Annotated in this window: 23 protein-coding genes and 2 pseudogenes; 23 read left to right on the top strand and 2 right to left on the bottom strand. The window is 53.7% G+C overall.

Features of this window, described 5'->3' with window-relative positions; all coding sequences use genetic code 11:
- Window position 1 precedes the first annotated feature (1 nt).
- From selB to IPH75_06155, 9 genes and pseudogenes are all read left to right on the top strand, one after another.
- Window positions 2–1,906 (top strand): selenocysteine-specific translation elongation factor, encoded by a 1,905-nt coding sequence (gene selB / locus IPH75_06195; GenBank protein MBK7141651.1) that lies wholly within the window; start codon window positions 2–4, stop codon window positions 1,904–1,906.
- The gene (locus tag IPH75_06190; GenBank protein ID MBK7141650.1) at window positions 1,881–3,470 is read left to right on the top strand and encodes an amidohydrolase; all 1,590 of its coding nucleotides are present in this window, start codon (window positions 1,881–1,883) and stop codon (window positions 3,468–3,470) included. The genes selB and IPH75_06190 overlap by 26 nt, the downstream gene beginning before the upstream one ends.
- A 102-nt stretch (window positions 3,471–3,572) precedes the next feature.
- On the top strand, window positions 3,573–5,000 hold the full coding sequence (locus tag IPH75_06185) for a nodulation protein NfeD (GenBank protein MBK7141649.1): 1,428 nt from the start codon (window positions 3,573–3,575) through the stop codon (window positions 4,998–5,000).
- 14 nt (window positions 5,001–5,014) lie between these two features.
- Window positions 5,015–5,797, top strand: coding sequence for a slipin family protein (locus tag IPH75_06180; GenBank protein ID MBK7141648.1), 783 nt, complete (start codon window positions 5,015–5,017; stop codon window positions 5,795–5,797).
- A 100-nt stretch (window positions 5,798–5,897) separates the two neighbouring features.
- Complete coding sequence (locus tag IPH75_06175; GenBank protein MBK7141647.1) at window positions 5,898–6,497, top strand: hypothetical protein; 600 nt, start codon at window positions 5,898–5,900, stop codon at window positions 6,495–6,497.
- 165 nt (window positions 6,498–6,662) lie between these two features.
- Window positions 6,663–7,229 (top strand): RNA polymerase sigma factor, encoded by a 567-nt coding sequence (locus IPH75_06170; GenBank protein MBK7141646.1) that lies wholly within the window; start codon window positions 6,663–6,665, stop codon window positions 7,227–7,229.
- The gene (locus IPH75_06165; protein MBK7141645.1) at window positions 7,216–7,659 is read left to right on the top strand and encodes a zf-HC2 domain-containing protein; all 444 of its coding nucleotides are present in this window, start codon (window positions 7,216–7,218) and stop codon (window positions 7,657–7,659) included. The genes IPH75_06170 and IPH75_06165 overlap by 14 nt, the downstream gene beginning before the upstream one ends.
- A 33-nt stretch (window positions 7,660–7,692) precedes the next feature.
- Window positions 7,693–7,971 carry a hypothetical protein gene (locus tag IPH75_06160; protein MBK7141644.1) on the top strand — a complete coding sequence of 93 codons (279 nt, stop codon included), beginning with the start codon at window positions 7,693–7,695 and terminating at the stop codon, window positions 7,969–7,971.
- Window positions 7,905–8,186 (top strand): annotated as a pseudogene (locus IPH75_06155) (energy transducer TonB). The gene IPH75_06160 and the pseudogene IPH75_06155 overlap by 67 nt, the downstream one beginning before the upstream one ends.
- Before the next feature lie 4 nt (window positions 8,187–8,190).
- On the opposite strand, the gene mtnN reads toward IPH75_06155, so the two are convergent.
- Both mtnN and IPH75_06145 read right to left on the bottom strand, forming a co-directional pair.
- Window positions 8,191–9,027 (bottom strand): 5'-methylthioadenosine/S-adenosylhomocysteine nucleosidase, encoded by an 837-nt coding sequence (gene mtnN / locus IPH75_06150; protein MBK7141643.1) that lies wholly within the window; start codon window positions 9,025–9,027, stop codon window positions 8,191–8,193.
- Window positions 9,027–10,151: a transglutaminase domain-containing protein gene (locus tag IPH75_06145; GenBank protein MBK7141642.1), complete on the bottom strand. Its 1,125-nt coding sequence runs from the start codon at window positions 10,149–10,151 to the stop codon at window positions 9,027–9,029. The genes mtnN and IPH75_06145 overlap by 1 nt, the downstream gene beginning before the upstream one ends.
- Window positions 10,152–10,287: 136 nt before the next feature.
- On the opposite strand from IPH75_06145, the gene IPH75_06140 reads away from it, so the two are divergent.
- The 14 genes and pseudogenes from IPH75_06140 to IPH75_06075 all read left to right on the top strand — a co-directional run bounded on the left by IPH75_06140 (window position 10,288) and on the right by IPH75_06075 (window position 25,351).
- Window positions 10,288–10,782: a dCMP deaminase family protein gene (locus IPH75_06140; protein ID MBK7141641.1), complete on the top strand. Its 495-nt coding sequence runs from the start codon at window positions 10,288–10,290 to the stop codon at window positions 10,780–10,782.
- A gap of 94 nt (window positions 10,783–10,876) precedes the next feature.
- On the top strand, window positions 10,877–12,223 hold the full coding sequence (locus tag IPH75_06135) for a B12-binding domain-containing radical SAM protein (protein ID MBK7141640.1): 1,347 nt from the start codon (window positions 10,877–10,879) through the stop codon (window positions 12,221–12,223).
- A gap of 195 nt (window positions 12,224–12,418) precedes the next feature.
- Window positions 12,419–13,744, top strand: coding sequence for a type I glutamate--ammonia ligase (glnA, locus tag IPH75_06130; GenBank protein MBK7141639.1), 1,326 nt, complete (start codon window positions 12,419–12,421; stop codon window positions 13,742–13,744).
- A gap of 135 nt (window positions 13,745–13,879) precedes the next feature.
- A complete protein-coding gene (locus IPH75_06125) occupies window positions 13,880–14,878 on the top strand; it encodes a hypothetical protein (protein ID MBK7141638.1) in 999 nt (332 codons plus the stop codon).
- Between the two features lie 61 nt (window positions 14,879–14,939).
- The gene (gene gatA / locus IPH75_06120; protein MBK7141637.1) at window positions 14,940–16,373 is read left to right on the top strand and encodes an Asp-tRNA(Asn)/Glu-tRNA(Gln) amidotransferase subunit GatA; all 1,434 of its coding nucleotides are present in this window, start codon (window positions 14,940–14,942) and stop codon (window positions 16,371–16,373) included.
- A 3-nt stretch (window positions 16,374–16,376) separates the two neighbouring features.
- A complete protein-coding gene (locus IPH75_06115; protein ID MBK7141636.1) occupies window positions 16,377–17,162 on the top strand; it encodes an alpha/beta hydrolase in 786 nt (261 codons plus the stop codon).
- Complete coding sequence (locus IPH75_06110) at window positions 17,147–17,779, top strand: HAD family phosphatase (protein ID MBK7141635.1); 633 nt, start codon at window positions 17,147–17,149, stop codon at window positions 17,777–17,779. Before IPH75_06115 ends, IPH75_06110 begins: the two co-directional genes overlap by 16 nt.
- A gap of 93 nt (window positions 17,780–17,872) precedes the next feature.
- The gene (gene gatB / locus IPH75_06105; GenBank protein ID MBK7141634.1) at window positions 17,873–19,312 is read left to right on the top strand and encodes an Asp-tRNA(Asn)/Glu-tRNA(Gln) amidotransferase subunit GatB; all 1,440 of its coding nucleotides are present in this window, start codon (window positions 17,873–17,875) and stop codon (window positions 19,310–19,312) included.
- On the top strand, window positions 19,312–19,926 hold the full coding sequence (gene purN / locus IPH75_06100) for a phosphoribosylglycinamide formyltransferase (protein MBK7141633.1): 615 nt from the start codon (window positions 19,312–19,314) through the stop codon (window positions 19,924–19,926). Before gatB ends, purN begins: the two co-directional genes overlap by 1 nt.
- Window positions 19,919–20,831: pseudogene (locus IPH75_06095) on the top strand (phosphoribosylaminoimidazolesuccinocarboxamide synthase). The gene purN and the pseudogene IPH75_06095 overlap by 8 nt, the downstream one beginning before the upstream one ends.
- 16 nt (window positions 20,832–20,847) lie before the next feature.
- Complete coding sequence (gene purH / locus IPH75_06090) at window positions 20,848–22,419, top strand: bifunctional phosphoribosylaminoimidazolecarboxamide formyltransferase/IMP cyclohydrolase (protein ID MBK7141632.1); 1,572 nt, start codon at window positions 20,848–20,850, stop codon at window positions 22,417–22,419.
- Between the two features lie 153 nt (window positions 22,420–22,572).
- Window positions 22,573–23,607: a hypothetical protein gene (locus IPH75_06085; protein ID MBK7141631.1), complete on the top strand. Its 1,035-nt coding sequence runs from the start codon at window positions 22,573–22,575 to the stop codon at window positions 23,605–23,607.
- Window positions 23,608–23,610: 3 nt separating this feature from the next.
- Entirely contained in the window at window positions 23,611–24,672 is a 1,062-nt protein-coding gene (locus IPH75_06080) for a hypothetical protein (GenBank protein ID MBK7141630.1), read from the top strand.
- Window positions 24,673–24,718: 46 nt separating this feature from the next.
- Window positions 24,719–25,351: a YceI family protein gene (locus IPH75_06075; GenBank protein ID MBK7141629.1), complete on the top strand. Its 633-nt coding sequence runs from the start codon at window positions 24,719–24,721 to the stop codon at window positions 25,349–25,351.
- Window positions 25,352–25,418: the final 67 nt, after the last annotated feature.

The raw sequence follows: 25,418 nt of genomic DNA, 5'->3' as shown, positions 1-25,418 counted from the left end.
GATGCTGGTGATCGGCACAGCAGGGCATATCGACCACGGCAAGTCCTCGATTGTCAAGCGACTGACCGGCACCGATCCCGACCGCTTACCCGAAGAGCAAGCTCGCGGGATGACAATCGACCTCGGTTTTGCCTTCTACCAAACCCCTGACAATCAGAGTATCGCTTTTGTTGATGTGCCGGGGCACGAGCGATTCGTCAAGAATATGATCGCCGGGGCAGGGGGGATCGACGCCGTAATGCTGGTCATTGCCGCTGATGATGGGTGGATGCCACAAAGCGAAGAGCACTTTCAGATCGTCAAGCTATTAGGAGTCAAATATGGGATGGTCGCCCTGAACAAGTGCGATCTGGTGGAAGAAGATTGGCTTGAGTTACTCGAGAAGGAGATTCGGTCTCGGCTGTCCGGGTCCTTTCTTTCCAGCGCACCGATCTTCCGGCTCTCCGCCACTACCGGAGCAGGATTTGAACTCCTCAAAACACATCTTAACACGCTTCCCGGTATAGTCTCCTCTCGTAAGGATATCGGCAAGGCAAGACTTTTTGTGGATAGGACATTTGTTCGACAGGGTATAGGGGGAGTAGTGACAGGGACGCTCAGGGGAGGGGCGCTGTCGGTTGGACAGACCGTCTCAGTCTGGCCGGGATCTGGGCAAGCGAAAATTCGCTCGTTGCAGTCTCACAATGAAGATGTTGGCGTGGTTAATCCTGGCTCACGAACCGCGGTCTCGTTGACAGGGACCGATCGGTCTGAGCTCGTGCGCGGTGGAGTGATCTCCGATCGCCTTGACCTTACGTTTTTCAAGGATCATCCGGTCTTAGCTCTTTCGGTGCAGACCCTTCCCACTGCGCCGGTGCCGATCGAAGATCGTCGGCGAGTGCTGATGATTGTCGGGACAACAGAAGTTGAAGGGGAGATCCGGCTGTTTGATCAGGAAGCGATCCTTCCGGGAGAGGAGGGGATCGCGTTCTTTCGACCAGACGAACCAGTTTACGGCCTGGTGTTTGATCGCTTGATCCTGCGTCTTCCTACACCGATGGTGACGCTGGGAGGCGGGATGATACTCGATCATCTGGCAGTTTTCCCGCGCAGGAAAGAACTCACTCGCTTGCACTACCTCCAGACAAGAAGAGCCGGGACAGCGAATAGTCTGGTGCTTTCAGAGTTAGCCAAGCGGATCCTTGCACCCGCCGAGACGTTTCTACGGGAAGCAGATATCTCTGAAGCAGAAGCCTCACAGGAACTGGTTGTGCTGGCGGCGGAAGGAAAAGTGGCTCGCTTTCAGAATTGGTGGTACCAGGTAGATCTGTTGAAGCGCGAGGTAGCGAGCCTCAAAGAGTCGATTGCGCAGTTCCTGAAAGATCAGCCACACCTGAAAGGGATCACCATAGGTCAATTGGTTGATCGTCTGGATCACGATCAGTCGACTGTGGAGTTGTTGACGACTTACCTGACAGCAACCGGCGAAATGACCCGAGTCTCCGATTTTTATGATATCGTCGGTCGAGGTGTGACCCTGAAAGGGATGTACAAAGAGGCGCATGATAAGATCATTGCGGCATTGACCGGCGAGCCATATGCGCCGCCTACACTGCAGTCGTTTGCATCACAGGGGAAACACTATCAGGAAGCGATCCGTTATATCATCGAATCGCGTGAAGCACACAAATGTGGCGCCGAGTTCTTGATCATACATGAGGTCTGGCGAGAGGTCGTTCAATTCGTCAGGGAGCGACTGAATAGCGTCGGATCGTTCGCCGTGACAGACCTTCGAGATCGTTTCGGTTTCAGCCGGAAATATGCGATCCCGATCCTCGAAGAAGCGGACCGACTCAAATTGACCGAACGGCAGGGAGATCTGCGTATCAAGGGAGCACAATTTGACAACGAAGATGCTTTTCTATAACGGCCGCATTCATATTCAGGCCGACTACCAGGTCGTTGATTCGATGGCCATTTCACGGGATCGGATCATAGCGGTTGGGAATTCGCTGGAGAAGGATCCGGATTTTCGGAGTTATGCTCGTGTAAATCTAAAGGGGAAAACGATCGTTCCGGGTCTCGTGGATGCCCACACGCACTTCTATTATTTTGCGCTTTCGCTGGGTCGGGTACAACTGGATGGTCTGCCTACGATTGAGAAGTGTCTCGCCCGAATCAAAGAGTATTCAGCCAAACAGCCTAAAGGAGAGTGGATAGTTGGCGACGGCTATTCTCCCGATCGGTTCACCAAGCGGGTCGAGCCGGACCGCGAGATGCTCGATGCGGTCACGGGAGGACGACCGGCGTTTATATTTTCCAAAGATATGCACTCGGCTTGGGTGAACAGCAAAGCGCTCGAAATCGCCGGGATCGGCCCTAAGACGCAAAATCCTGAGGGTGGGACGATAGAGCGACACGCCGATGGTTTGCCCAGTGGTATTTTGCGTGAAAACAGAGGCTACGATCCGGTCTGGCAGAAGATCGGAAAGCCATCGCGCAAGGAGGTTGACCGTCGCTATCAGCAGGCCCTCGACTACGCCTATCGCAAAGGAGTGACAGGGATACATTCTTTCGATGGACCGGATGGGTACCAGTATTATATGGAGCTTGCGGCGGCAGGGAAAATCGGTCTCCGCATCAACTACTATCCCGGTGCGGCACTCTTGCCACAGCTTGTGCGCAACAAAGTGTACTACGGGATGGGGACGCCGTTTTTCCGAATTGCCGGGGTAAAGATATTTGCTGATGGCGCACTGGGGAGCCAGACCGCCCTGTGCTTCAAAAAGTATATCGGTTCAAAAAACAACTATGGCATCGAAGTTACCTCGACCAAAGAGATGGTGAAGTTGATCCGTGAAGCTCGTCGTCTGAATTTACCTGCGGCAGTGCATGCGATCGGCGACAAGGCAGTGTCGAATGTGCTCGATGCGTTTGCATCAATTCCTCTTCCGGACTTCGGCGCACGCAACCGGATAGAACATCTGCAATTGGTTCGACGATCGGATATTGCACGAGTGAAGAGATTGCGAGTGGTAGCATCGATGCAGCCATCACACTGCCCATCAGATATTGGAATAGTCCGCAAATACTGGGGAGAGCGTGGCAAGGATGCGTATGTTTTTCGCACACTGATTGACAAGGGGATCGACCTGGCGTTTGGGTCCGATGCGCCTATTGAACCGCTTGACCCGCTGGCGGGGATTGCGGCAGCGGTGCGAAGGGCTCGTCAAGGGTCAACAGACAGACTCTATCCGGAGCAGAAGATAACTGCGGCGGAAGCGCTCTATCGGTTTACTGTCGGGCCTGCGATCGCATGCGGTCAGGAACATGAGCGCGGGTATCTGTTGCCCGGTTACCCGGCAGATTTTACCGTCCTGGCGGATGATCCAACCCGCATAGCAGCATCGAAGTTGTACGATCTGGCAGTCGAGGCTACGGTCCTTGACGGCAAGCTGGTATACTCAAGATCGGGCAAGGATTGGCGATAAGTCGACCTCGAATGTCATTGAATAATCTGTTCAATCACAAGTATTTAGGTTGACATCACGGGTGGCGGCATTGATATTACCGGAAAGGGGAAAGGACGTGCCATGAAACAAAAACTTCTCCTGATCTTATTCGGATTTCTTATTTTAGGCCCCATCATATCGTTTTCACTCAAGCTGATCATTGCCGAACCGGTCAATGCACAGCCGGGGTATTATGCGCCTATCGAGTCTGTCCTGACGCAGGTCGATTCATCGATCCGGAAATCAGATGACAGCGCCAGAGCAACTCGTCCAGGGATTGATTCGCTCATTCGCAGCGGCGGTTCTTCGGTCGTGATCCGATTGGACATTGACGGCACTATCGGTGCGGTGACGGATGATCGAATCGAAGATGCAATCGAGAAAGCGGTAAAAGAGAATGCTTCGCTATTGGTGATCTATCTCGATACGCCGGGCGGATTCACCAAGCCGACCTGGTCGATTACCAAGCGATTCCTCAATAGCCCGGTACCGATCTGTATCTACATAGCGCCATCGGGCGCGCGGGCGGGGTCGGCCGGAGTTTACATGACCTATGCGGCGCATTTTGCGGCAATGGCTCCATCGACCAATATCGGCGCGGCACATCCGGTAGCAGGAGGCGGCCAGGAGGTCGACTCCATCATGAATGAGAAGATCACCAATGATGCGGCGGCCCAGATCAAAGGATTCGCCGACAAGCGCGGCCGCAATGCAACCTGGGCAGAGCAGGCGGTGAGGCAGTCGGTTTCGATCACCGACAAAGAAGCGCTGGATTCGAATGTGATCGATATTCGGGCTGAGAACTATGAAGACTTGCTTCGCCAGATCAATGGCCGCGAGACCGAGCTTCCGTCCGGCAAGGTGACGATGAACCTCACCAATGTGCGGACCGAAACGATAAAGATCTCATTTGCCTATAAACTTCTCGAGCTGCTGACCCAGCCGGATATCGCCTTTATTCTTTTCTCGATTGGTGGGCTGGGGATCGTGCTGGAATTGTACAATCCCGGGTCAATCCTGCCGGGTGTAGTTGGCGTGATCGCGCTGATTCTCGCGTTTTATTCGTTCCAGACGCTCCCGATCAATTGGGCAGGCGCTGCGCTGATTGTACTGGCGATCATCTTGTTTATCGCGGAGATCAAAGTGGTCAGTCATGGGCTATTGACGGTCGGGGGAGTGATAGCTCTCTTCCTTGGGGGGCTGATGCTGATCGATGCAGTCGATCCGAGCCTTCGGGTCTCCAAATCGATCCTCATCACCGTGGTGTCACTGATAGGCATCACGATGGCGGCGGCGTTTTATGTCGTCTACAAGGCGCGGATGGCCAAACCATTCTCAGGACAGTCTGCGATGATCGGACGACAGGGGACAATGCACAGCGATGGATTCGTCTATATAGAAGGTGCACTCTGGAAAGTGACCGCTGACGAAGCCCTAAATATCGGTGACAAAGTTGAAGTAGTGGCGGTGGAAAGTCTTACTCTGAAAGTTCGCAAGCATATTTCATAACGGAGGAGAGTCTTATGGAAGGACCAAATCTTAGTTTTCTGCCGGTGGCAATAGCCGCCTTCTTCGTGTTGATGCTTCTGTTCAACATGCTCAAGATTCTGCGTGAATATGAACGAGGAGTCATTTTCCGTCTCGGGCGACTGATCGGCGCCAAGGGGCCGGGGCTGATCATCCTGATCCCGATCATCGATAAAATGATGCGGATCGATCTCAGGACGATCACGTATGATGTCCCGCCACAGGATGTCATCACGCGCGACAACGTTTCGATCAAAGTCAACGCGGTGCTTTATTTCCAGGTGGTCGACCCCAATAAGGCGGTGGTTTCGGTGGCGAATTTCTTTGAAGCGACCAACCAGATCGCTCAGACGACTCTTCGCTCGGTGCTTGGTCAGGTCGAGTTGGATGACCTTCTGGCCAACCGCGAAAAGATCAATGTCGAACTGCAGAAGATCATCGATGGTCAGACTGAACCATGGGGAGTCAAGGTTTCCGTGGTCGAGGTCAAAAATGTCGATCTGGCGCCGGAAATGACCCGTGCGATGGCTCGTCAGGCAGAGGCTGAGCGCGAACGCCGCTCGAAAGTCATCCATGCCGAGGGTGAATTCCAGGCTTCGCAAAAGCTGGCGGATGCGGCCAACGTAATGTCGACTGCGCCAAATGCGATGCAGTTGCGTTACCTGCAGACGCTGGTTGAAGTATCTGCCGAGAAGAACAGCACGCTAATCTTCCCGGTCCCGATTGATCTGTTAGGGGCATTTAAGGACTATCTGACGGGGAACACGCCGAAGAAATAGTGCACGAAAACCGAAGAATTGACGGCGGGAGTTGTATAATTGCAGAACACTCTCGCCGTTTGCATTAATGAAACTGAATAAGGAGTTCCTGAGGCGACAAATGCGATATAGAATTCTTGGTCTGACTGTTCTGTTCATCGTACTTAATGCCACAAATCTGATCGCCCGGGACCGTCCGGGGCCGATATTCAAGCGAGATTCTCTGATGGTCTATCCCGAGGCGCTGGGCCGCGTACCGGTCTCGCTTCAGGTCGCCGCCTGGGCGGTTTCGCATGAGATCATGAAGCGGGGGATGGTGGTCGACCCGACTACGGCGGTCATCAGCGGCGCAATCAATCCGTTTTGCCTGTATGATATGACCGTGGTCATCACCGATGACAGCTCGTTGATCGAGTTTTATGTCGATTCACTCTGTGCGCGTCGTAATCCGAACGACACGACAGAAGCGATCACAGACACCGTGTACGACCCGATGGAGAACCCTTTTGGTGACGTGCGAGTGCAGGTGATCACGAGCCAGCTCAAACCTCGCGAGTTCAGATGGCCCCAGAGCAAACGACTGGATGGCGCCTCCATCCATGCGATCTATCGGATCTCATTTGCCGACAAGGGGGATATGGGGTACCAGGAGCTTTTCGGCAAGTACAGTGCTGAAGAGCTACTGATGTTCGACTCGACCCGCGCGGTTATCATGCGGTAGAGATGACCTCGAGAACTCGCATTTCCAACCATTAGGGCATCATCTATACGAGATTGAAATCGTCTCGCTTGGCGAGTCAATCTACGTCCTCTTCAATAATTCATCTAACATTTCCGGCTTCTCATCGCTCTATATTATCAGTAAGGCAATTTCGTCTGGAGGATCATGGAGCGGTCGAACGCTGAACTCCTCCTCGCCGTGCACGATGGTGACCGCCGGGCATTCGAGGAGATCTACCACCGCAACAAACGAAGGCTGTACGGTTACTGCCTGCGAATGTTGGGGGATAGCGATACGGCGGAAGATGTGGTCCAGCACGTCTTTCTCACCCTGTTACAGCGCCAGCAACAGATCAGGGAGCCGGAAAGTCTGGCCGGGTGGTTGCTGACGGTGGCGGGGCATCGGTGCCATCGGATACTGGAGGAGCGTGGGAGAGTGGCACCGCTGGAGTCGGAGAGGAATGACATCCAATTGGCAGATCCGGAAAATCAGTCTCCCGAGATCGGTTCAAACCTTGCGCGAGTGGTGGAAGGGGGGCTGAGACGACTTTCTCCGGAAATGCGGGAAGTGATCATCTTGAGAGAATATCAGGATATGTCCTACCGGTCGATCTCCGAAGTGACCGGGGTGAGTGAAGCCACGGTCAGATTCAGACTCCACCAGGCACGCAAGAAGCTGTGCGAGCTGTTGAGATCGGACATGAGAAAGGAGGAGCGCCATGAAGTGCGTTGAGATACAAACACAGTTGGATATGCTGCTGGACGGGGAGCTTGCGGCGGGGGATGAAGATGTTGTCTTTGCTCACCTGGCGACATGCAAGGAATGTCGGACGTATATCAGTACCATGACCCAGGCTAAGGCGGCCATGCGAGGTGATCAGATAGAACCGCCGGTCAGCCTTGATCACAAAGTGTCGGAGATATTCGAATCACATTCCAGAACAAGAACACGACCGATCTGGCTTACCCGGGTGGCGGTACCGCTTCCGATCGTTGCGGCCGCACTGCTCTGCCTGGTGGCTCTCACTGTTTTGCTGTTGAGAGAAGAACCAGATCCGACCGAAAGACAAGCTGTTTCCGGGAAACTAGTCGCAACTGAGCGAGTGGAATACCTCTATGTGATGCCGGCTGTCGAGGTCGTTGGCTCGGATCAGATAAAATGATAGAACAATTGTAAGATAAAGGAGGAGCGTGTTATGAGAGATCACATCATTCGAATTGCTGGGATGCTGGCGGGTGTGGCGTTGGTGTTAACCCTCGCTGCATGCGGAGTAACGGTGTGTGCGGCAGAAAGTGAACCTATTTCCGTCAAGGCTGCTTCACTGAACGCGGCGGATTCAGCGGACATCGATCTGAAATCCGACACCTTCATGGAGGTTGAGGTTATGCCGGAGATGATCCATTCGGCGAGCCCAGTCTACCCAAAAGAGCAGAAAGAGAAGGAGTCGAGGCTACCGTGTGGGTGCAGGCGTTGATTGGGCGAACTGGCACTGTGCTCAAGGCAACTATCCACAAGGCCGAAGGCGCGGCTGAGTCGTTCCAAAGATCCGCGCTTGATGCGGCGTTACAATGTACGTACAAGCCAGCCCTGGCCAAGGGGAAGCCGGTCCCTGTCTGGGTCACCTACAAAGTCAATTTCGTACTTTCAGACAAGTCTGCTGCGCCAAAAAGTCCGGATGCTTCAAAGTAGTTTGTCACTGCTGGAGCTGCCGAAGCATCGCCAACACTACCAGCGATGAATTATGGGCGGCGACCTTGAAGAACTGATCGATCTCTGTGTCGGCGGTGGATGAACCTGATCCGCCTGCCAGGTCCGAAGCGGAGCGAAAGATCAAAAATGGAAGGCCGTTGACGGCGCAGACCTGCGCCACAGCGGCCGATTCCATATCGGTTACCAGGGCGGCAAACTCCTTGTTCAGCCACTGTCGGTGTTCGATGTTGTCGATGAACTGATTGCCGCTGACACCGGTTCCACCGATCTGAAAGGACGGTTTTCGCTCACCGATCAGCATGAACGAGAGCGAATCGACGATGATCTGTCTGGCGACCGCCAATAGCGAATCATCGGCATTAAATTCTGTGGATCGGGTAAGTCGGCCGAGCGCCGCATCGAAATACTTGATGCTGTCCGCATCAAACCCAGCTCCGCCAAGATATCCGTAATCATGTTCTATCCAGACCGAGGGAGCCGTGATATCACCAATATGCACCGAGGTATCTATTCCGCCGGCGATACCAGTCAATAGGAGGCAGCGCGGGGAATAGCGGTCGATCATCGCTTGGGTCGTCATGGCGGCATTGGTCATGCCAACACCGGTCTCCGCCAGAACGATTCGCTGACCGGAGGCACTGCCGATGAGTACTTCGCGGCCAAGCACAGTGTCGCGGTCGGTGACAGTCATGGAGGCAGCGACAGTTTTCCCTTCCTCGGCGAAAGCGTAAAGGAGAAGGATCGGTCTCTCCTGCGCCATGCTCTGCAGAGGCAGGCATAAGAATGCAAGCAGGAGTGCGACAAGTGACGAGCGTGACATTAGTGTCCTCGTTTCAGGTTAGGTGGCATCCAGAAGAGAGAGATATCGTTCGTCCGAAACCAGGTGACCCCACCACTCACCTCAATCCCCATTGGGAAAATCGCGTATCCTATCGGTACCAACTCAATAACCCAGCTCGCGCTGGGGTCGATTGATGGATAGGCCCAGGTTCTGAATCGGAAGAGGTTTTTTGTCATGTAGTTGAGATATTGATCTTTGTCCAAGGGCTGACCATTCCAATTGAAGTCATCGTTGATGCGAATGAACTCATCTCGAAGAGACGGATCACCCAATGCCAATTCCTGTCGCACCTCCGTGATCTGCATTGGTTTCCCCAGTGGATCGATGAAGTAACTGTTATTGGTCGGGTCAAAAAACAGCCATTTCTGATCTTGATCCGACCAGACCTCGGTCCATTGATGGCATTCGTGATCAGAGGTATCAAACGGAAGTCCAACCACCGCGCGAGCTGTGAACCCCAATGCGCAATAGAACTCCGCGAGTGTTTGAGCCAGACCGGCGCAATTCATGGTCGCCCCGGAGTCGATTGCTTTGGCCATTCTTTCGAGAGTCGCTCCAGTTGGTCCTTCGCGGTTGCCGTCGTGGCGTATAGAATTGTGTACCCATATTAGGAGTCTGATGGCGCGCTCTGAGGTCGAACCTGTCCCGGCAAGGCTGTCGAGATGATACTTCTCGCGCAACTTAGCCAATATCGAGTCCGGCGATCTGGGATAAATGGGCGACAGTGACTCAGAAACTGAGTCTGACCTGTACGCAGGATACTGTTTCAGTAATTCAAACTTAGACACGTCGGGCGGTATGACAAATAGGAAGATCTCAGTGTGCGTCCTGGAGTTCAATTGGAACTGAATTTCGACCGGTGTCTCAGAGCGAGGGACAAAAAGCGAGTCCACCTCCGAAAGGAGGATGAGGTCATGCTGCATGTTCAGGCGCGAGGTATCCGGATTTTTCAAGGGGTCGAATTTCACCCACTGGTCGATATCACCGAAAATGATTCTGACCGAATCGGATGGCGTCTTGAGAGTGATGGGTTTGCATTGCGCAGTTACCGCGGTGATTGCACTCGCTGTGACCAAAGCTGCGAAGAAGGCGCGTAATTTCATGGATAGCCTCGAGTCCCCAAGTCTTTCCGTGTTGAGAGTCCCGGTTTCAAGGTAGGTTCTGCGCTGCCGGTTAGTCAAGAGCTTGATTGTCCATCGGAGGCTTGACGATTCTCCCGGCACCCCCTATACTCCCGCCATGACCAACAAACGAACCGACTATCTGAGCTGGGATGATTACTTTATGGCGGTTGCCCAGCTTTCCGCCCTTCGCTCCAAAGACCCGGGAACCCAGGTCGGCGCCTGTATCGTGAACAAAAACAAGCGGATCATCGGAATTGGCTATAACGGATTCCCGGTCGGTTGTTCCGATGATGAACTCCCCTGGGCGCGGGAAGGGAAGTTTCTCGACACCAAATACGCCTATGTTTGCCACGCCGAGATGAACGCGATCACCAATGCCTCGAACAAGCCGGATATGGATGGCGCGATCATGTATGTGTCGCTCTACCCGTGCAACGAGTGCGCCAAACTGATCATCCAGGTCGGGATCAGGGAAGTAGTCTATCTGTCGGACAAATACGCCCATGACGAGAAGTTCATTGCCGCCCAGAAGATCTTCCAGCTGTCAGGGGTGAAGACGAGGCAGCTCAAGCCAGACCGCGCCAGGATCACTCTTTCGCTCGAAGAGTGAGCGATGTGCTAATCTCCTGTTCAATCCACTTTTGAGGAACAATCCATCACCTTAGCGGTAGAATGAGAAAATCATCTACCGCCAGGGAGCCAAAGTGTGGATCAAACTGATATCGCCGCGGATGAGTCTGCGGCCGATGGATTCTGAATACAAACGTCTGCTTTCCCCTTCGATTTCTCTGTTGGTGCTGGCATCTCTCACTCCGAGTGAACATCGTGTCACGATCGAGGATGAGAACGCTGGAAACTTGGATCTGGATGACTCGCCGTCTCTGGTTGGCATCTCCGTCAATATCGATACTTCCGGGAGAGCGTACAGTCTGGCTGACCATTATCGCAGTCGCGGCATTCCGGTTGTCCTGGGTGGAATCCACGCCAGCGCATGTCCCGATGAAGCTTCTGTCCATGCGGATGCAGTCTGTATTGGTGAGGCAGAGGATCTCTGGGCGACAATCGTCAATGACGCGGCCGCGGGTAGATTGAGAGCGAAGTATTTCAGTGATCATCCAGCGGATCCTTCGAAAACGCCGATGCCTGCCTGGCACCTGATCCAGCGCGATCGGTATCTCTATTCATGTATAGTTTGTGCGAGCCGCGGCTGTCCTTTCGAGTGCGATTTTTGCTACAATAGCTGTGACTACGTGCATAACTGCTATCGAAACCGGCCCCTTGCTGAGGTACTGGCTGAAATTCGAAAGTTACCGACTCGACAGGTGATGTTCATTGATGACAATTTCATCGGTAATTTGCAGTGGGCGCGAAACTTCGTTCGGGCGGCAAAGTCAATGAATCTCACCTGGCATGCGGCTGTCTCGACCAATATCATGAACCACACGGATCTCATAGACGAGATGGCCGAGTCGGGGTGTCGCTCCCTTTTCATCGGGTTTGAATCGATCAACGGCGCATCTGTCGCCGGAGTCAACAAATCTCAGAACAAGGTGGAGAGATTTGAGGGGTTGATCCAGACCCTGCACGACCGCGATATCATGGTCAACGCCAGCATGGTGTTTGGCTTTGATGAAGACCATCCGGAAGTTTTTCCACAAACCCTTGACTGGCTGGTCAGGAATAAGGTCGAGACAATGACCGGTCATATACTGACGCCCTATCCCGGGACGCGGTTGCATCAGCGGTTGGTCGAGGAAGGGAGGATGCTTGACAATGAGCCGACGCATTACAACACGTCGAAAGTGGTTTTTCGTCCTCGGAATATGACTCCTGAGCAGCTCCAGGAAGGGTATCTTGGAATCTACCGCCAGTTCTACTCACTCCCTTCGATTCTCAAGCGGCTTCCGGGGCCGGGGAAGAGGCGAATCCCATATCTTCTCTTCAACCTAGGCTACCGCCGCTTTGGCAAGGTGACCTCGCTGGTGGCGCGGCTGGGCCTGATGGGGGCCTGCGGAAGACTGGCCCGACGTTTGTCCTACGGGATTCAGTAGTTGGATGTAAGGGAATCCCTGAGAGAATCGCCCGCTTGTGAATGGTTTTCACAAAGTCACTGCCCGGCAGTCAAATGTGGGCCAGATTGCTCTAAATTTGGACAGCAAATCGCTGCACTTTAGTCTTGCATTCCCGATTTAAGCATATAAATTTCCGCCTTTCCAGAACCCACACTTCAGGCAGGAGCAACGTCCATGACCAAAACCAAAGAAGACGTCCTTCGTTTAATTGACGAAGCCGGCGTGCGCTATATCAGGCTTTGTTTTACCGACATCCTGGGAAAGATCAAAGGGATGTCGATCACCCGCTCGGAGTTCGAGCAGGTCCTCGAAGAAGGACAGGGCTTTGACGGTTCATCCGTCGAAGGTTTCGCCCGTATTGATGAATCCGATCTGATGGCGATGCCTGATCCGCTCACTTTCCGCGTTATCCCCTGGGAGATCGCGGGAGAAAAAGTCGCCATGATGTTCTGCGACATTCAGAATCCCGATGGGACTCCCTACGAAGGCGACCCGCGCTATGTGCTGAAACGTCAGCTCGCCAAAGTCAAAGAAAAGGGCTGGACCATGTATGTTGGTCCGGAGTTGGAATACTTCTATTTCGAGAACCAGCATGAGCCGAAGACCCTGGATGATGCCGGGTATTTCGACTATGAACTGGTTGATGTCGGCACGCAACTTCGCAAGAAGACCGTCGCGGCACTCGAAATGATGGATATCGCGGTTGAATGCTCGCACCACGAGGTAGCCCCCAGCCAGCACGAGATCGACCTGAAGTACCAGGAAGCACTGGTGATGGCTGATTTCGCCCAGGTCTACAAGTTTGTGGTCAAAGAGATCGCCATGGAGAACGGCGTCTACGCCAGCTTCATGCCGAAGCCGATCTTTGGCGAGAACGGCTCAGGCATGCACTGCCACGTCTCTCTCTTCAAAGGTGACAAGAACCTCTTTTTCGACCCCAAAGGTGACTTCCTTCTCTCCGAGACGGCACGCCAGTTTATGGCCGGTGTGCTGACCCATGTCCGCGAGATCACACTCATCCTGAACCAGTGGGTTAACTCCTACAAGCGGTTAGTGCCGGGATATGAAGCTCCGGTTTATGTCGGCTGGGGCCGTCGTAACCGCTCGAGTCTGGTCCGTGTGCCGATGTACCGCGTTGGCAAAGAGCGCGCCACCCGTATCGAGCTTCGCTCGCCGGATCCGTCCGCCAACCCGTACCTGTCGTTTGCCCTGATTCTGGCCGCTGGCCTGAAAGGGATCGAAGGGAAGTACAATCTGCCGGGTCCGATCGAAGAGAACATTTTCGAGATGACTCAGGCTCAGAAGGACAAGCTGAAGATCGACACTCTGCCGGGTTCGCTCGAACAGGCGATTGCGCTGGCTGAGGGATCGAAGCTGGTCAAGGAAGCGCTTGGCGAGCATGTGTTCAACAAGCTGATCGAGAACAAAAAGATGGAATGGGATCAGTATCGCATTCATGTCAGTCAGTACGAGACTGATATGTATCAGAAGATGCTGTAATTAGTCAATTCGGATATTGATAATGACAGGCCCTGAGAGGGGCCTGTTTTTTGTTGTAGGAAACGGTGATTGCAATAGTGGACTATTCGATGTATATTAACGCAGGATAATCAACTTTCTCTTGGGGGATATCCCATGGCTCGCCGCGTACTTGTTTCGGTCTTGATGTGCGTTTGTCTTCTGAGCACGCTGCCGACCTGTGATTCCGACAACCCTATTGTAGAACACGGGATCGACACACTCATCGATACTGTTTACTTCCGCGATTTTGATTATGCGGAAGGCCGTATCTACGATGTTATGCAGCCTGGATACCTTAGCCCTAATGACAAGATAGTGGACCTTAGCGCCTTCGAGCAGAGAATAATTGTACGTCCGGAAGATGGTTCCCTTTTGTTTTCAGCCCTGTTCCTGAATCACCCTGACAGCCCTTTAGCTGCTACGGATTTTTATAGCAGGGCGGAGAAGATACCGAATGACCAACTGCAGTGGTTCGATGAACCGACGGGCAATAGACACTACGTGGTTTTCAATAGTTCACGCCGAGACTATGGACTTGGTTTGTGGATGCTTGTAGAGAGACGAGACGCTTCGAACAACATACTTGACACGTTCGAGATTGGCAGCCTCGTAGCTGACACGATTAGGCTCAAGTCCATTCGTGGATACGGGGCTATGAATCCGACACATCCCGCGTGGGATCTGGTTTGGCGGAATTGCTACTTCATCCCCCGTGGGGCCTCTGCTGCTGAACTGAATACAAGAGTCTTCTTTGGCGAACTGGGGACTGAATCAACCGACTCCGCGGTGGATTATCTGCGAGTCGGGTCTGTCGCTCAAAACTATTTGCAGATATTGGGGCTCGACCAGTTTAATGATCAGACGGGCGAGCGTTTCCCGGATCGGAAAATGGATGACCTGCCTACCGTATTTCGACCTGATTGGGGATTAATCATCTTTCCAAGCCGCACGCCCTTCGCAACTGATACGGTCTTCTACGACGCAATTCAGAATGCGTCGTTGCCGTTGCAGGTAAGTGTGCCCACTTTGTATCATTACACTTCGTTCAGGGAGAGATTCGATAGTTCCCGCTACTTCATTCGACAGGAGTTTAGGACGATAGTGAAATGGTGAACCACCAAGCTTCATTTCTATAGGTGCTTGATTCTGCAATCCGTATCCCTATATTCCCCCCATGTCTGATTACAAATCTCTCACCGCTTCGGAGATAGCCAATTCGGTTGCATCGGGAAAGCTCAGTGCTGTCGAGATCGCCAAGGAAGCGATCCGTCTCGCCAAGACCGAAGGGAAAGAGCTGAACGCCTTTATCACCATTTGCGAAGAAAAGGCGCTGAAACAGGCGGCGGAAGTAGATGCGTGCGTGATGAGCAAGCGGACGGTGGGGAGTTTGGCGGGAGTGCCGATTGCCATCAAGGATAATATTTCCTACACCGACTACCCGTGCACCTGTGGGTCGCACATTCTCGAAGGATATACGCCGCCATACGATGCTACCCTGGTCACACGCCTGATCGCCGAAGGGGCTGTGATTATCGGCAAAACCAATATGGATGAGTTCGCGATGGGGTCATCCAATGAGAACAGCTATTTCGGGCCGGTGCACAATCCAGTGCGAAAAGACCTTGCGCCGGGTGGATCATCTGGTGGATCGGCGGCCGCGGTGGCGCAGGGGATAGTCCCGCTTGCGTTCGGCTCCGAGACCGGCGGATCAGTCAGACAGCCGGCCTCGTTCTGCGGGATTCTCGGCCTGAAGCCGTCTTATGGAAGTATCTCGCGATATGGACTGGTGGCGTTTGCTTCGTCGACTGACCAGATCTCACCGCTAGCTCGCAACGCAGAAGATATCGCGCTGGTTTATCAGGCGGTGGCAGGGCGAGACCGTCGCGATTCGACTTCGGTGGCGTTTGACCATCCCGATTACCCAAAGATGATCAAGTCCGACAGGAAATTCCGGATCGGCATACCCAAAGAGTATTTCCCGGCGGGTCTGGACCGCGAGGTCAATCAGGTGGTGCAGGATGCGATTACCGCTCTCAAGAAAGCCGGGCACACGATTGTCGATGTCTCACTGCCATCGACCGACAAAGGGATCGCGGTCTACTATGTTGTTGCATGTGCCGAAGCCTCGGCCAACCTTGCCCGTTTTGATGGCGTGAAATACGGGATTCGCGAGTCCGGCGACAAGTCACTCGCCGAAATGTACAGCGACACGCGTGCCAAAGGGTTTGGACGTGAGGTCAAACGACGGATCATGCTTGGGACATACACGCTTTCCTCGGGCTATTACGATGCGTATTATATCAAAGCTTCCAAAGTGAGAGAGCTGCTTCGCCGCGAAGTTGAACGCGCATTCGAGAGGTGCGATTTGATCATCTGTCCGACCTCGCCGACCCCGCCATTCAAACTGGGGGAGAAGGTGAGCGATCCGCTGGCGATGTATCTTTCCGATGTTTATACGGTCACCGCAAGTTTGACCGGCCACCCGGCGATATCGGTGCCGCACGGAATGTCCTCAGACGGACGCCCGATCGGCGTGCAATTTATGGGACGTTATCTGGATGAACTCTCGCTCTTTCAAGCGGCACACATTCTGGAGAAGTTGAAGTAATTTATGCCATACGCAGACCTTGGCGGCTACCGGATGTTTTACGAGGAGTATGGCGAGGGAGATCCGCTTGTCTTCCTGCACGGTTTCACGCTGGACCGTCGCTCCTGGTATGCCCAGGCGGAATTCTTCAAGACACACTATCGCGTGATCTTAGTCGACGCGTTGGGCCACGGGAAATCAGATGCTGTGCCCGGCCGGTATGGACGTTTCGAGCGGGTGGAGGATCTTCACAAGTTCTTTGATGCTGTGGGCCTCAATCGAATACACTTGGTTGGACTTTCGATGGGGGGCTCGACCGCGATAGGATATGCGCTGGAACATCAGGATAGGCTGGCGTCGCTTTCGCTGATCAGCACGGGGGCCTCGGGGTACGATATCGGGAGAAAGTACCAGAAATTCGACCGATTGGCCCGCGAAGTGTCGCTTGAGGCGGCCAAGGAGTCATGGAAAGAGATGACACTTTCGTGGCTGAAGGGACCGCGTGCGCATGTCGCGGAACTGGTTGGGCAGATGATCGATGACCACACCGGGGAGATCTGGAAAGACCCGATGCGCGGCAAGTACCGAACTCAGGTCGACACCGACCATGTTCATCAGATCACCGTGCCAACCTGTATCATGATCGGAGAGCTGGATAAGGTTTTTGTCCCCCTCTCTCACGTCTTACACAAGCATATTGCGGGATCGCGACTGGTCGAGTTCCCCAATATCGGCCACTTGATAAATCTCGAAGATCCCATTCTGTTCGACAATCACCTCGATTCGTTCCTGCTATGTCTGGGGCACTGACCAACATGCCGCGCCTAACGACCCCGATCCGGGCAGTGGTGATTGATTTCGGCGGTGTGTTGTATACCTACAATTATCGTCAGTCACTGGAGCACTTTTCCACACATCTCGGTATTTCGCCAGAGAAGGCGGAGGCCGCGTGGGAATCCCGCATAGCTGAGTTCGAACGCGGGGAGATTAGCGAGTCTCAGTATTGGGAGGCGTTTCGACTGGCGGGTGGGATTGCGCATTCTGATGCCGATCTGCACGAGATGTTTGTGGGGATGTTTCATCCGATGCCCGAATCTCTGCGGATCGTTCGACAGCTCCAGGGGAAGTACTTGCTCGGGATGCTTTCCAATAACTGCGAGTGGGAACATGATATGGAGAGTCGACTTCACCACCGGGATCTATTCGATTTCATCCTGATGTCGTACGAGCTCGGGGCGCGGAAGCCGGAACCGGCGATTTTCCAGAAGTTGATAGACCGCTGTGGGATGCGTGCGGAGGAGATCGTCTTTATCGACGATACGGTCGCATATCGCGAGGCAGTAGAACGGTCGGGGATCCACTTCATTCATTTCCGTTCGGCCAGCCAACTACGAGAAGAGCTGCACATGCTCCAAGTCTGGTTCTGATTATAAGTTAAGTGGGTTCCGGAATCGCTTGACCTCCGGGTGCGACCCGATATATTTCCGGCTTTCAGGAGGATAAGAAGCAGAGTGGCAGTCATCGACGGCTTCGAGCCGGTTATCGGACTCGAGGTTCACGCGCAATTGCAGACCGAATCCAAGATCTTCTGTTCCTGCAAAGTGGAATACGGCGCAGAACCGAATAGCCGGACCTGCCCAGTCTGTCTTGGACTCCCTGGCGCATTGCCGGTGATGAACAGACGGGCGGCAGAATTTGCCATTAAGATGATCCTCGCCACGGACGGAAATGTCCAGAACCGTTCGGTCTTTGCCCGCAAGAATTACTTCTATCCTGACCTCCCCAAAGGGTACCAGATCTCGCAGTTTGACCGCCCAATCGGCGAGGGTGGAGTGATCAGCTTTCGGCTTGATTCAGGGGAAGAGAAGACGGTCCGCCTGATTCGCATACATCTCGAAGAAGATGCCGGCAAATTGATGCATCCCGAAGATGGCAGCGCGTATACCAAGGTCGACCTCAACCGGTGCGGCACACCATTGATCGAAATCGTCTCTCACGCAGATATTCGTTCTCCCGAAGAAGCGTATGGCTATTTGACCAAACTGAAACAGATCGTGCAGTATCTCGGCGTCTGTTCCGGCGATATGGAAAAGGGGCATTTGCGCTGTGATGCGAATGTCTCTGTTCGTCCGGTCGGGCAGGAGAAATTCGGTACCCGCACCGAGCTGAAAAACATGAACAGCTTCAAAGGGGTTGAGCGGGCCCTGAAATATGAGATAGACCGTCAGATCAAATTGATCAAGTCGGGTGGCGAAGTTGTCCAGGAGACACTTCTTTGGAACGAAAAGAAGCAAACCGCTGAGGCGATGCGCGGCAAAGAGGAGTCGCATGATTACCGCTATTTCCCTGAGCCGGATCTGGTCAATCTGATCATCAGCGATACATGGATAGACGAAACTCGCAAGAACCTGCCGGAACTTGCGGAAGCCAAGGCAAGGCGGATGGTCGCACAGTACGGCATTCGTGAATACGATGCTCAGGTCTTGACCGACAGCCGAGCACTGGCAGATTATTACGAAGAGATGATGCGTCACACGAAAGATGGTGTTGGTGCCGCCAACTGGCTGCAAGTGGAACTGCTGGCAGTGCTGAATGAGTCGGGGGATGATATCGCCACGACCAGAATTCGTCCCGATATGCTTGCCGAACTGGTGAACAAGATTTCGTCGGGAGAGATCTCGGGCAAGATCGCCAAGACGGTTTTTGCCGAGATGGTGAAAACGGGCCAGGCACCATCGGTTATTATCAAAGAAAAGGGATTAGTGCAGATCTCCGATGATTCCGCGATCATTCCGATCATCGAGCAGGTGATAGCATCGAGCCCGGATAGCGTCAAACAGTACCGTGCCGGCAAAGCAAGTGTGTTTGGCTTTTTTGTCGGGCAGGTGATGAAAGCGACCAAGGGTCAGGCGAATCCCGAAATGGTCAACCGATTGCTGAAAGAGAAGCTGGATAATTGATGCCGGAATCAAAACGCGCGCGGCTTGCGGTCTTCATCTCCGGCAAGGGATCGGATATGCAGGCGATCATTGATGCATCGAAGCGAAATGAGCTGGATGCTGATGTGGTCTGGGTCGTCTCGAATACCAGGAAGGCGCTGGGGCTTGACCGAGCGAAAGAGCAAGGGATCGATACTTCGTTATTCAATGCGAAAGAATACGGGACTCCCTCGGAAGCCGGTGGCGATCTGGTGGCGCACCTGAAGAAGCGGCAGATAGACTATGTCGTCATGGCCGGGTACCTCAAGTTGATGCCGAGCGCCGTCCTCAAGGCATTTCCCAATCGGGTGGTGAATATCCATCCGGGGATACTCCCACAATACGGTGGGCCGGGGATGTACGGTCACTTTGTGCACGAAGCGGTCCTGGCCGCTAAAGAGAAAGAGTCAGGTTGTACTGTTCATTTGGCCGACGAGATCTACGATCACGGCCGCATTCTGGAGCAGGTTCGGGTCCCTGTTCTGGAGGGTGATACACCTGATACACTAGCTGCGCGTGTTTTGCAGCAGGAACATCTCATTTACCCGAAAGCGTTACAGAAACTTATTAAAGGAGAGTATAGCATTCATGAGTAATGCCGCCGCCGACAACGTGGTATTGACCACCGATATCAAAGAGTATCCGCTGATCCGTCGTGGCAAAGTGCGCGACATTTATGATCTGGGGGAGACCCTTCTCTTTATCGCGTCCGACCGGATCTCGGCCTTTGATGTGGTCATGCAGAACGGTATTCCGGGCAAAGGAAAAGTTCTGAACCAGACGTCGCTATTCTGGTTCGATCTGCTGAAAGATGTCGTCGACAACCATCTGGTGACCGCCAATGTCGATGAATATCCGGTGAAGCTCCGACCTTACCGCGACCAGCTTGAAGGGCGTTCTATGATCGTCGTCAAGGCGGACCGGGTCGACGCGGAGTGCATCGTGCGCGGCTATATCTCCGGCTCGATGTGGAAAGAGCTGCAGGCTGCCCGCAAAGCCGGATCGAATGTCGTGCATGGATTCACGTTTGCGCCGACCCTCCGGGAATCGGAGAAACTGCCCGAACCGCTCTTTACGCCATCGTCAAAGAATGACGACGGGCATGATGAGAATATCAGCTACGAGCAGATGATTGAGATTGTTGGCAAAGATACCGCGGCACTCTGCCGCGACAAGTCGCTGGCGGTTTATCAGACCGCAGCTGACTATGCCCTGACCAAGGGGATCATTATCGCCGACACCAAGTTTGAATTTGGGTTCAAAAACGACAAGTTTATCCTGATCGACGAGGTTCTCTCGCCGGATTCCAGCCGATTCTGGCCGGTAGATAAGTATGAGGTTGGCAAAGAGCCAGCCATCGTTTGACAAGCAGCCGATCCGGGATTATCTCGAATCGACTGGATGGAATAAAAAGCCGCCGGCGCCTTCGCTTCCCGAAGAAGTCGTGCGGGCATCGGCAGCGCGATATCGCGAGGCACAACGTCTTCTGACGGGCAAGTAGACACGCAATGGACACAATTAAGATCAAGCGGGCGCTGGTGTCGGTTTCCGACAAAACCGGCATTGTTGAATTGGGTTTGGCTCTCGATAAATTGGGAGTTGAGATACTTTCAACCGGCGGTACGCTGAAGACTCTTCGCGACGCCGGGATCCATGCCATTTCAGTTTCGACCTTCACCGGGTCACCGGAAATACTGGGGGGGCGCGTCAAAACGCTACACCCCAAGATCCATGCCGGAATTCTGTACCGTCGGCATGTGGTCGAAGATGTGGAGCAGATGCAGGCGGCAGATTATCGCGGCATCGATCTGGTAGTGGTCAATCTCTACCCGTTCAAGCAAACCGTAGCCAAGCCTAATGCGACCGAGGAAGAGATCATCGAAAATATCGATATTGGCGGTCCTTCGATGATCCGTGCGGCGGCCAAGAATTTCGATTCGGTGACGGTGGTGGCTGATCCTACGGATTATGGTGAACTGCTGGAAGAGATGAAGCAGAATGATGGGACGACTTCATTTGAATTCCGTCGACGTTGTGCCGGGCGCGCCTATGCGCTGACGGCCGACTACGATCGAGCGGTTGCCAACTGGTTCGCTCTCGACAGTACGGCGCCGATTCAGCGAAATGCGGAGCATTTCCCCGATGTGATAAAGTTGGAATATCGAAAAGCATCGCCGCTTCGGTATGGTGAGAATCCGCATCAGGAAGCGTCTCTATATTCCGATGCGTCGTATCCTGCGCCTACCCTGTTGCATGCCCAGGTGCTGGCCGGGAAAGAGCTGTCGTACAACAACTACGGTGATCTGGACGCCTGTCTTGATCTGTTGTTGGAGTTTAGTGAGCCGTTTGCCTGTATTCTCAAGCATGCCAATCCATGTGGAGCGGCGCAGGCGAAAACATTGACAGAAGCGTACGCCAAGGCGTACGAATCGGACCCGCTTTCGGCCTATGGATCGATCATCGGGCTGAACAAGATCGTTGATCTGGAGACAGCCAAGCTGCTGCATGAGACCCCGTTTGTTGAGTGTATGCTGGCGCCGGGCTTTGCTCCTGATGCGTTGGAACTTCTGGTCAAAAAGAAGACCCGTCGTCTGTTGGCATTGCCGGAAATAGCCTCTGGTCGTAAGCAGGGGATGGTCAGCTATCGATATATTCAGGGTGGGCTTTTGGCGCAGACCGCCGATGATCACCAACTCGACCCCAAGACTCTACAGACGGCGACCAAATTGGCGCCAACTCCGGCGCAGTTGACCTCGTTGCTGTTTGCCTGGCGCGTAGTGAAGCATACCAAATCCAATGCTATCGTGATCGCCAAAGAGAATGCCACGGTCGGGATAGGCATGGGGCAAACCTCTCGGGTCGATTCCAGCTTCCTGGCGGTAAAACGAGCGGGGGAGAGAGCCAAAGGGGCGGTGCTGGCATCGGATGCCTTTTTCCCGATGCCGGATGGGCTCGAAGTGGCGGCGGAGGCGGGAGTCGCCGCAGTGATCCAGCCGGGTGGTTCGAAAGGGGATGACGAGGTGATTGCCACCGCCGACCGGCTAGGAATTGCCATGGTCTTCACCGGGATACGCCATTTCAAGCATTGACCCTGTCAGTCATCAATTCGGTATTTCTCCAGTTAATAAATCGACGCAGGCTGTACGACCCCAGCCTGCGTTTCCTCTGTAATAGCATGCGGGCAGGTTGTCTATTGCCTGAACCATTAAACCAACCGTCCGCCGCCAACTGAAAGTGCTGCAATGAAACGACCATTCGCCATCCCATTGTCGATCCTCATCCTGTTGACGGCAGCATCACTTTGGAGCTACCCGCGCCTGACAGTCGAGCATGCCGAGCCATGCAAAAACTGCCATTTCTCGCCAGCCGGTGGGGGAGCCAGGACCGAGTATGGGAATTTCACAACCGCATTCAATGAGTTGACGCTTCCGAGTACCAAGAAGCATCTGGCGGCACAGTATCGGAAGCCGCGGGTGGGGGAATTGCTTGTTCTCGGTTTTGATATGCGCTACCTGGCGCTTGAGGATGGTCGGATATTTCGGATGCAGACGGATGGATTCGTGACGGTCGAGCCGATCAAGGGGATGTTTTATCATCTTCGGTTCGGCGCCAGTGGCGTCACCGAGAACTACGCACTGGCTACTTTTGCGGATAACAAGTACTCGGCGAAATTCGGAACATTCCTTCCGTCGTTTGGTCTGCATGTGGATGACCACAATGCGTTCATACGTTCCCAAACCGGGAATGGTCCGGAGACGTACCTCGATGGTGTATCGCTATCGGCGGAGTACGCCGAGGTAAATCTGATCGCTGAGGCGTTTAATCCGAACGAACAGAAGCTGTTCAATTTCAACATCTATCGGCCGGGGACAATTGGTCCGTTCAGCTATCTGATGGGTGGGTCATACCGATTGACCGATGAGATCGGCCCGGACAGTTTTGGTCTCTATCCACATGCCAAGTCAGCATATGGCGGTATTGCGTATGACCGTTTCACCGCGATGGGGGAGATTGATGTCGTTGGCAAGGGAAACGATCAGGTGGTTGTGTACGGAAGCCTGATCACGCGGTTGGAGTACGGGCTTTATCTGATCGGTGAATATAACTTCTTCGATGGTAACCGTCGCCTCGAAACCGGCGTAGATGAGTTTTTGCGGTTTTCGGTGGATTTCTATCCAGTGCCGTTCGTCCAGATCCGGCCATCGTACACCAATTACACACGCGGGTTGCGGGATGGCGAGGACGAAGTGTTCGTCCAATTCCATGTCGGGTATTGAGCAATGAACAGAAAACTGTGTCTATTGATCATTTGCGCGGGGCTGGCGTTGCTGTATGGTTGCGCTGATCTGGGAAGTCCGCCCGCGATACCGGTGCCGGAACTGTCTGTTCATGGTGACACTACCACTGAGGGTGGTATCGCACAATGCGAGATCGAACTGAGCTTTGAAGCGCCGCGGCCGGTGACGGTCATATACACCTTTGTCGGATCTAGTGCAACCGCCGGCCAGGATTTCATCGCCAGGACAGATACGGTCACTATCGAGGCCACCGATGGAGCCGGGCATCACGAAGATCATGTTCATGTCGGAATCGAACTACTCCAGGATGATCAGATCGAGCCGATCGAACAATTCGTGGTCCGAATCCTGAGTGCAAGTAATGCAGTTGTCGTCGAGGCGGAAGCGTCTTGTTTCGTGCTTGATGATGACGGTGTCCCCATTGTTTTGGTACGCGACAGCAGCGTGGTTGAAGGGGATACAGCTTCGTTCGAGGTCGTCTTGAACAAGCCAGGCATACTCCCACTCATTCTTGATTATGCGGTCTCCGGTGGGACCGCACTGGCTACCTCGGACTTTGTGGCGGAGTCGGGGAAGGATACGATCTTGCCCGGTTCCACCAAGCTCATTATCAAGGTCCCAACTGTGGAGGACAACCTGTTTGAACCTGAAGAGACATTCACTGTGACGATATCCAATGTGGTTAATGGAGCGCTCTTCGATGGCAACGCACTCGGGACGATCGAGAACGACGATGTGCCTAGTTTTGCTGCCGATATTCAGCCGGTATTGGTTTTGCGGTGTGCAATCGCCGGTTGCCACGGTGGCACTTCCGCTGAAGGGGGGCTGAATCTCGGATCAGCGACATACCACGCGGTGCTGCACGGTTCTGGTTCGCATGGCCCGATTGTCGTGCCAGGGGATGCCGCGGCGAGCAGCCTGTACTTCAAGACAACCAGTTCGCCGCAGTTCGAACTGAGGATGCCTCCGGGCGGGCCCTATGTTCCAACCAGCGATCAGGAGAAGATCCGCGACTGGATCAACGGCGGGGCGCCGGACAATTGATGCAAGACCGGTACAGTGTACCCGAATCTTGTCAAAGGCAGGTAGAATGCAAAAACTTATAGTCATGCTGTCAATCTGTTTCCTGGCCGGATCTGCGGCCAAAGGAACGGATTTTCGCCTCGACGCGACCGCCGGGGGGGACTCGGTCTATTTCCGGTCTACAGCCAAGCTGGAATTCATCGAAGGCAAGACAGCTTCGATCGACGGCTACTTTTCCTGTGATCCGGGACGTCTCGACTCAAGTATGATCGGAATTCTCAGAGTGGATTTGCGCACGCTCAAAACCGGGATCGACACTCGCGATGAGCACATGCGAGAGCGCCATTTGCACACCGAGAAGTACCCATTCGCCTTTTTTGAGCTAACCCGAGTTGATGGATTGGCCAGATTGGAAAATGGAAGGTCAGATAGTGGAACGGTCCGAGGATGGTTTTACATTCACGGGGTGAAACGTGAGTTGTCCGCCAAAATGACGGTGCGAAGGACTTCCGAGCAGGGGAGAGAAATGGTAACGATTCGTACCCAATTCCAGCTCTTGCTGGATGAGTATGATATTCCGCGTCCCAAGGCGCTGTTCATGAAATTGGCGGAAAAAATCGACGTGGAGTGCATTTTCTCCGGCTACAACAACTTACCAGCCGCGGAAATTCAGCTCCCCGACTGGCCAATTATGGAATAAGCGGCCCCGGTAAATTTGGCTGTCCACGATAGTCTGTCATTGACCGGTCCAGACTTCTCGTCTATCT

The organism is bacterium (assembly GCA_016708025.1).
GTDB lineage: Bacteria > Zixibacteria > MSB-5A5 > GN15 > FEB-12 > FEB-12.
The sequence above is the reverse complement of the archived record's forward strand: the minus strand, read 5'-3'. Positions and strand labels throughout refer to the sequence as shown.

Bases quoted from the DNA above. Each gene is read 5' to 3' on its own strand.
- glnA (MBK7141639.1), top strand. From the start codon at position 12,419: ATGACCAAAACCAAAGAAGACGTCCTTCGTTTAATTGACGAAGCCGGC.
- gatA (MBK7141637.1), top strand. From the start codon at position 14,940: ATGTCTGATTACAAATCTCTCACCGCTTCGGAGATAGCCAATTCGGTT.
- IPH75_06160 (MBK7141644.1), top strand. From the start codon at position 7,693: ATGAGAGATCACATCATTCGAATTGCTGGGATGCTGGCGGGTGTGGCG.
- IPH75_06175 (MBK7141647.1), top strand. From the start codon at position 5,898: ATGCGATATAGAATTCTTGGTCTGACTGTTCTGTTCATCGTACTTAAT.
- IPH75_06115 (MBK7141636.1), top strand. From the start codon at position 16,377: ATGCCATACGCAGACCTTGGCGGCTACCGGATGTTTTACGAGGAGTAT.
- IPH75_06185 (MBK7141649.1), top strand. From the start codon at position 3,573: ATGAAACAAAAACTTCTCCTGATCTTATTCGGATTTCTTATTTTAGGC.
- IPH75_06170 (MBK7141646.1), top strand. From the start codon at position 6,663: ATGGAGCGGTCGAACGCTGAACTCCTCCTCGCCGTGCACGATGGTGAC.
- IPH75_06080 (MBK7141630.1), top strand. From the start codon at position 23,611: ATGAACAGAAAACTGTGTCTATTGATCATTTGCGCGGGGCTGGCGTTG.
- IPH75_06180 (MBK7141648.1), top strand. From the start codon at position 5,015: ATGGAAGGACCAAATCTTAGTTTTCTGCCGGTGGCAATAGCCGCCTTC.
- IPH75_06140 (MBK7141641.1), top strand. From the start codon at position 10,288: ATGACCAACAAACGAACCGACTATCTGAGCTGGGATGATTACTTTATG.
- IPH75_06110 (MBK7141635.1), top strand. From the start codon at position 17,147: ATGTCTGGGGCACTGACCAACATGCCGCGCCTAACGACCCCGATCCGG.
- IPH75_06125 (MBK7141638.1), top strand. From the start codon at position 13,880: ATGGCTCGCCGCGTACTTGTTTCGGTCTTGATGTGCGTTTGTCTTCTG.
- IPH75_06075 (MBK7141629.1), top strand. From the start codon at position 24,719: ATGCAAAAACTTATAGTCATGCTGTCAATCTGTTTCCTGGCCGGATCT.
- IPH75_06165 (MBK7141645.1), top strand. From the start codon at position 7,216: ATGAAGTGCGTTGAGATACAAACACAGTTGGATATGCTGCTGGACGGG.
- IPH75_06145 (MBK7141642.1), bottom strand. From the start codon at position 10,151: ATGAAATTACGCGCCTTCTTCGCAGCTTTGGTCACAGCGAGTGCAATC.
- mtnN (MBK7141643.1), bottom strand. From the start codon at position 9,027: ATGTCACGCTCGTCACTTGTCGCACTCCTGCTTGCATTCTTATGCCTG.
- purN (MBK7141633.1), top strand. From the start codon at position 19,312: ATGCCGGAATCAAAACGCGCGCGGCTTGCGGTCTTCATCTCCGGCAAG.
- selB (MBK7141651.1), top strand. From the start codon at position 2: ATGCTGGTGATCGGCACAGCAGGGCATATCGACCACGGCAAGTCCTCG.
- IPH75_06085 (MBK7141631.1), top strand. From the start codon at position 22,573: ATGAAACGACCATTCGCCATCCCATTGTCGATCCTCATCCTGTTGACG.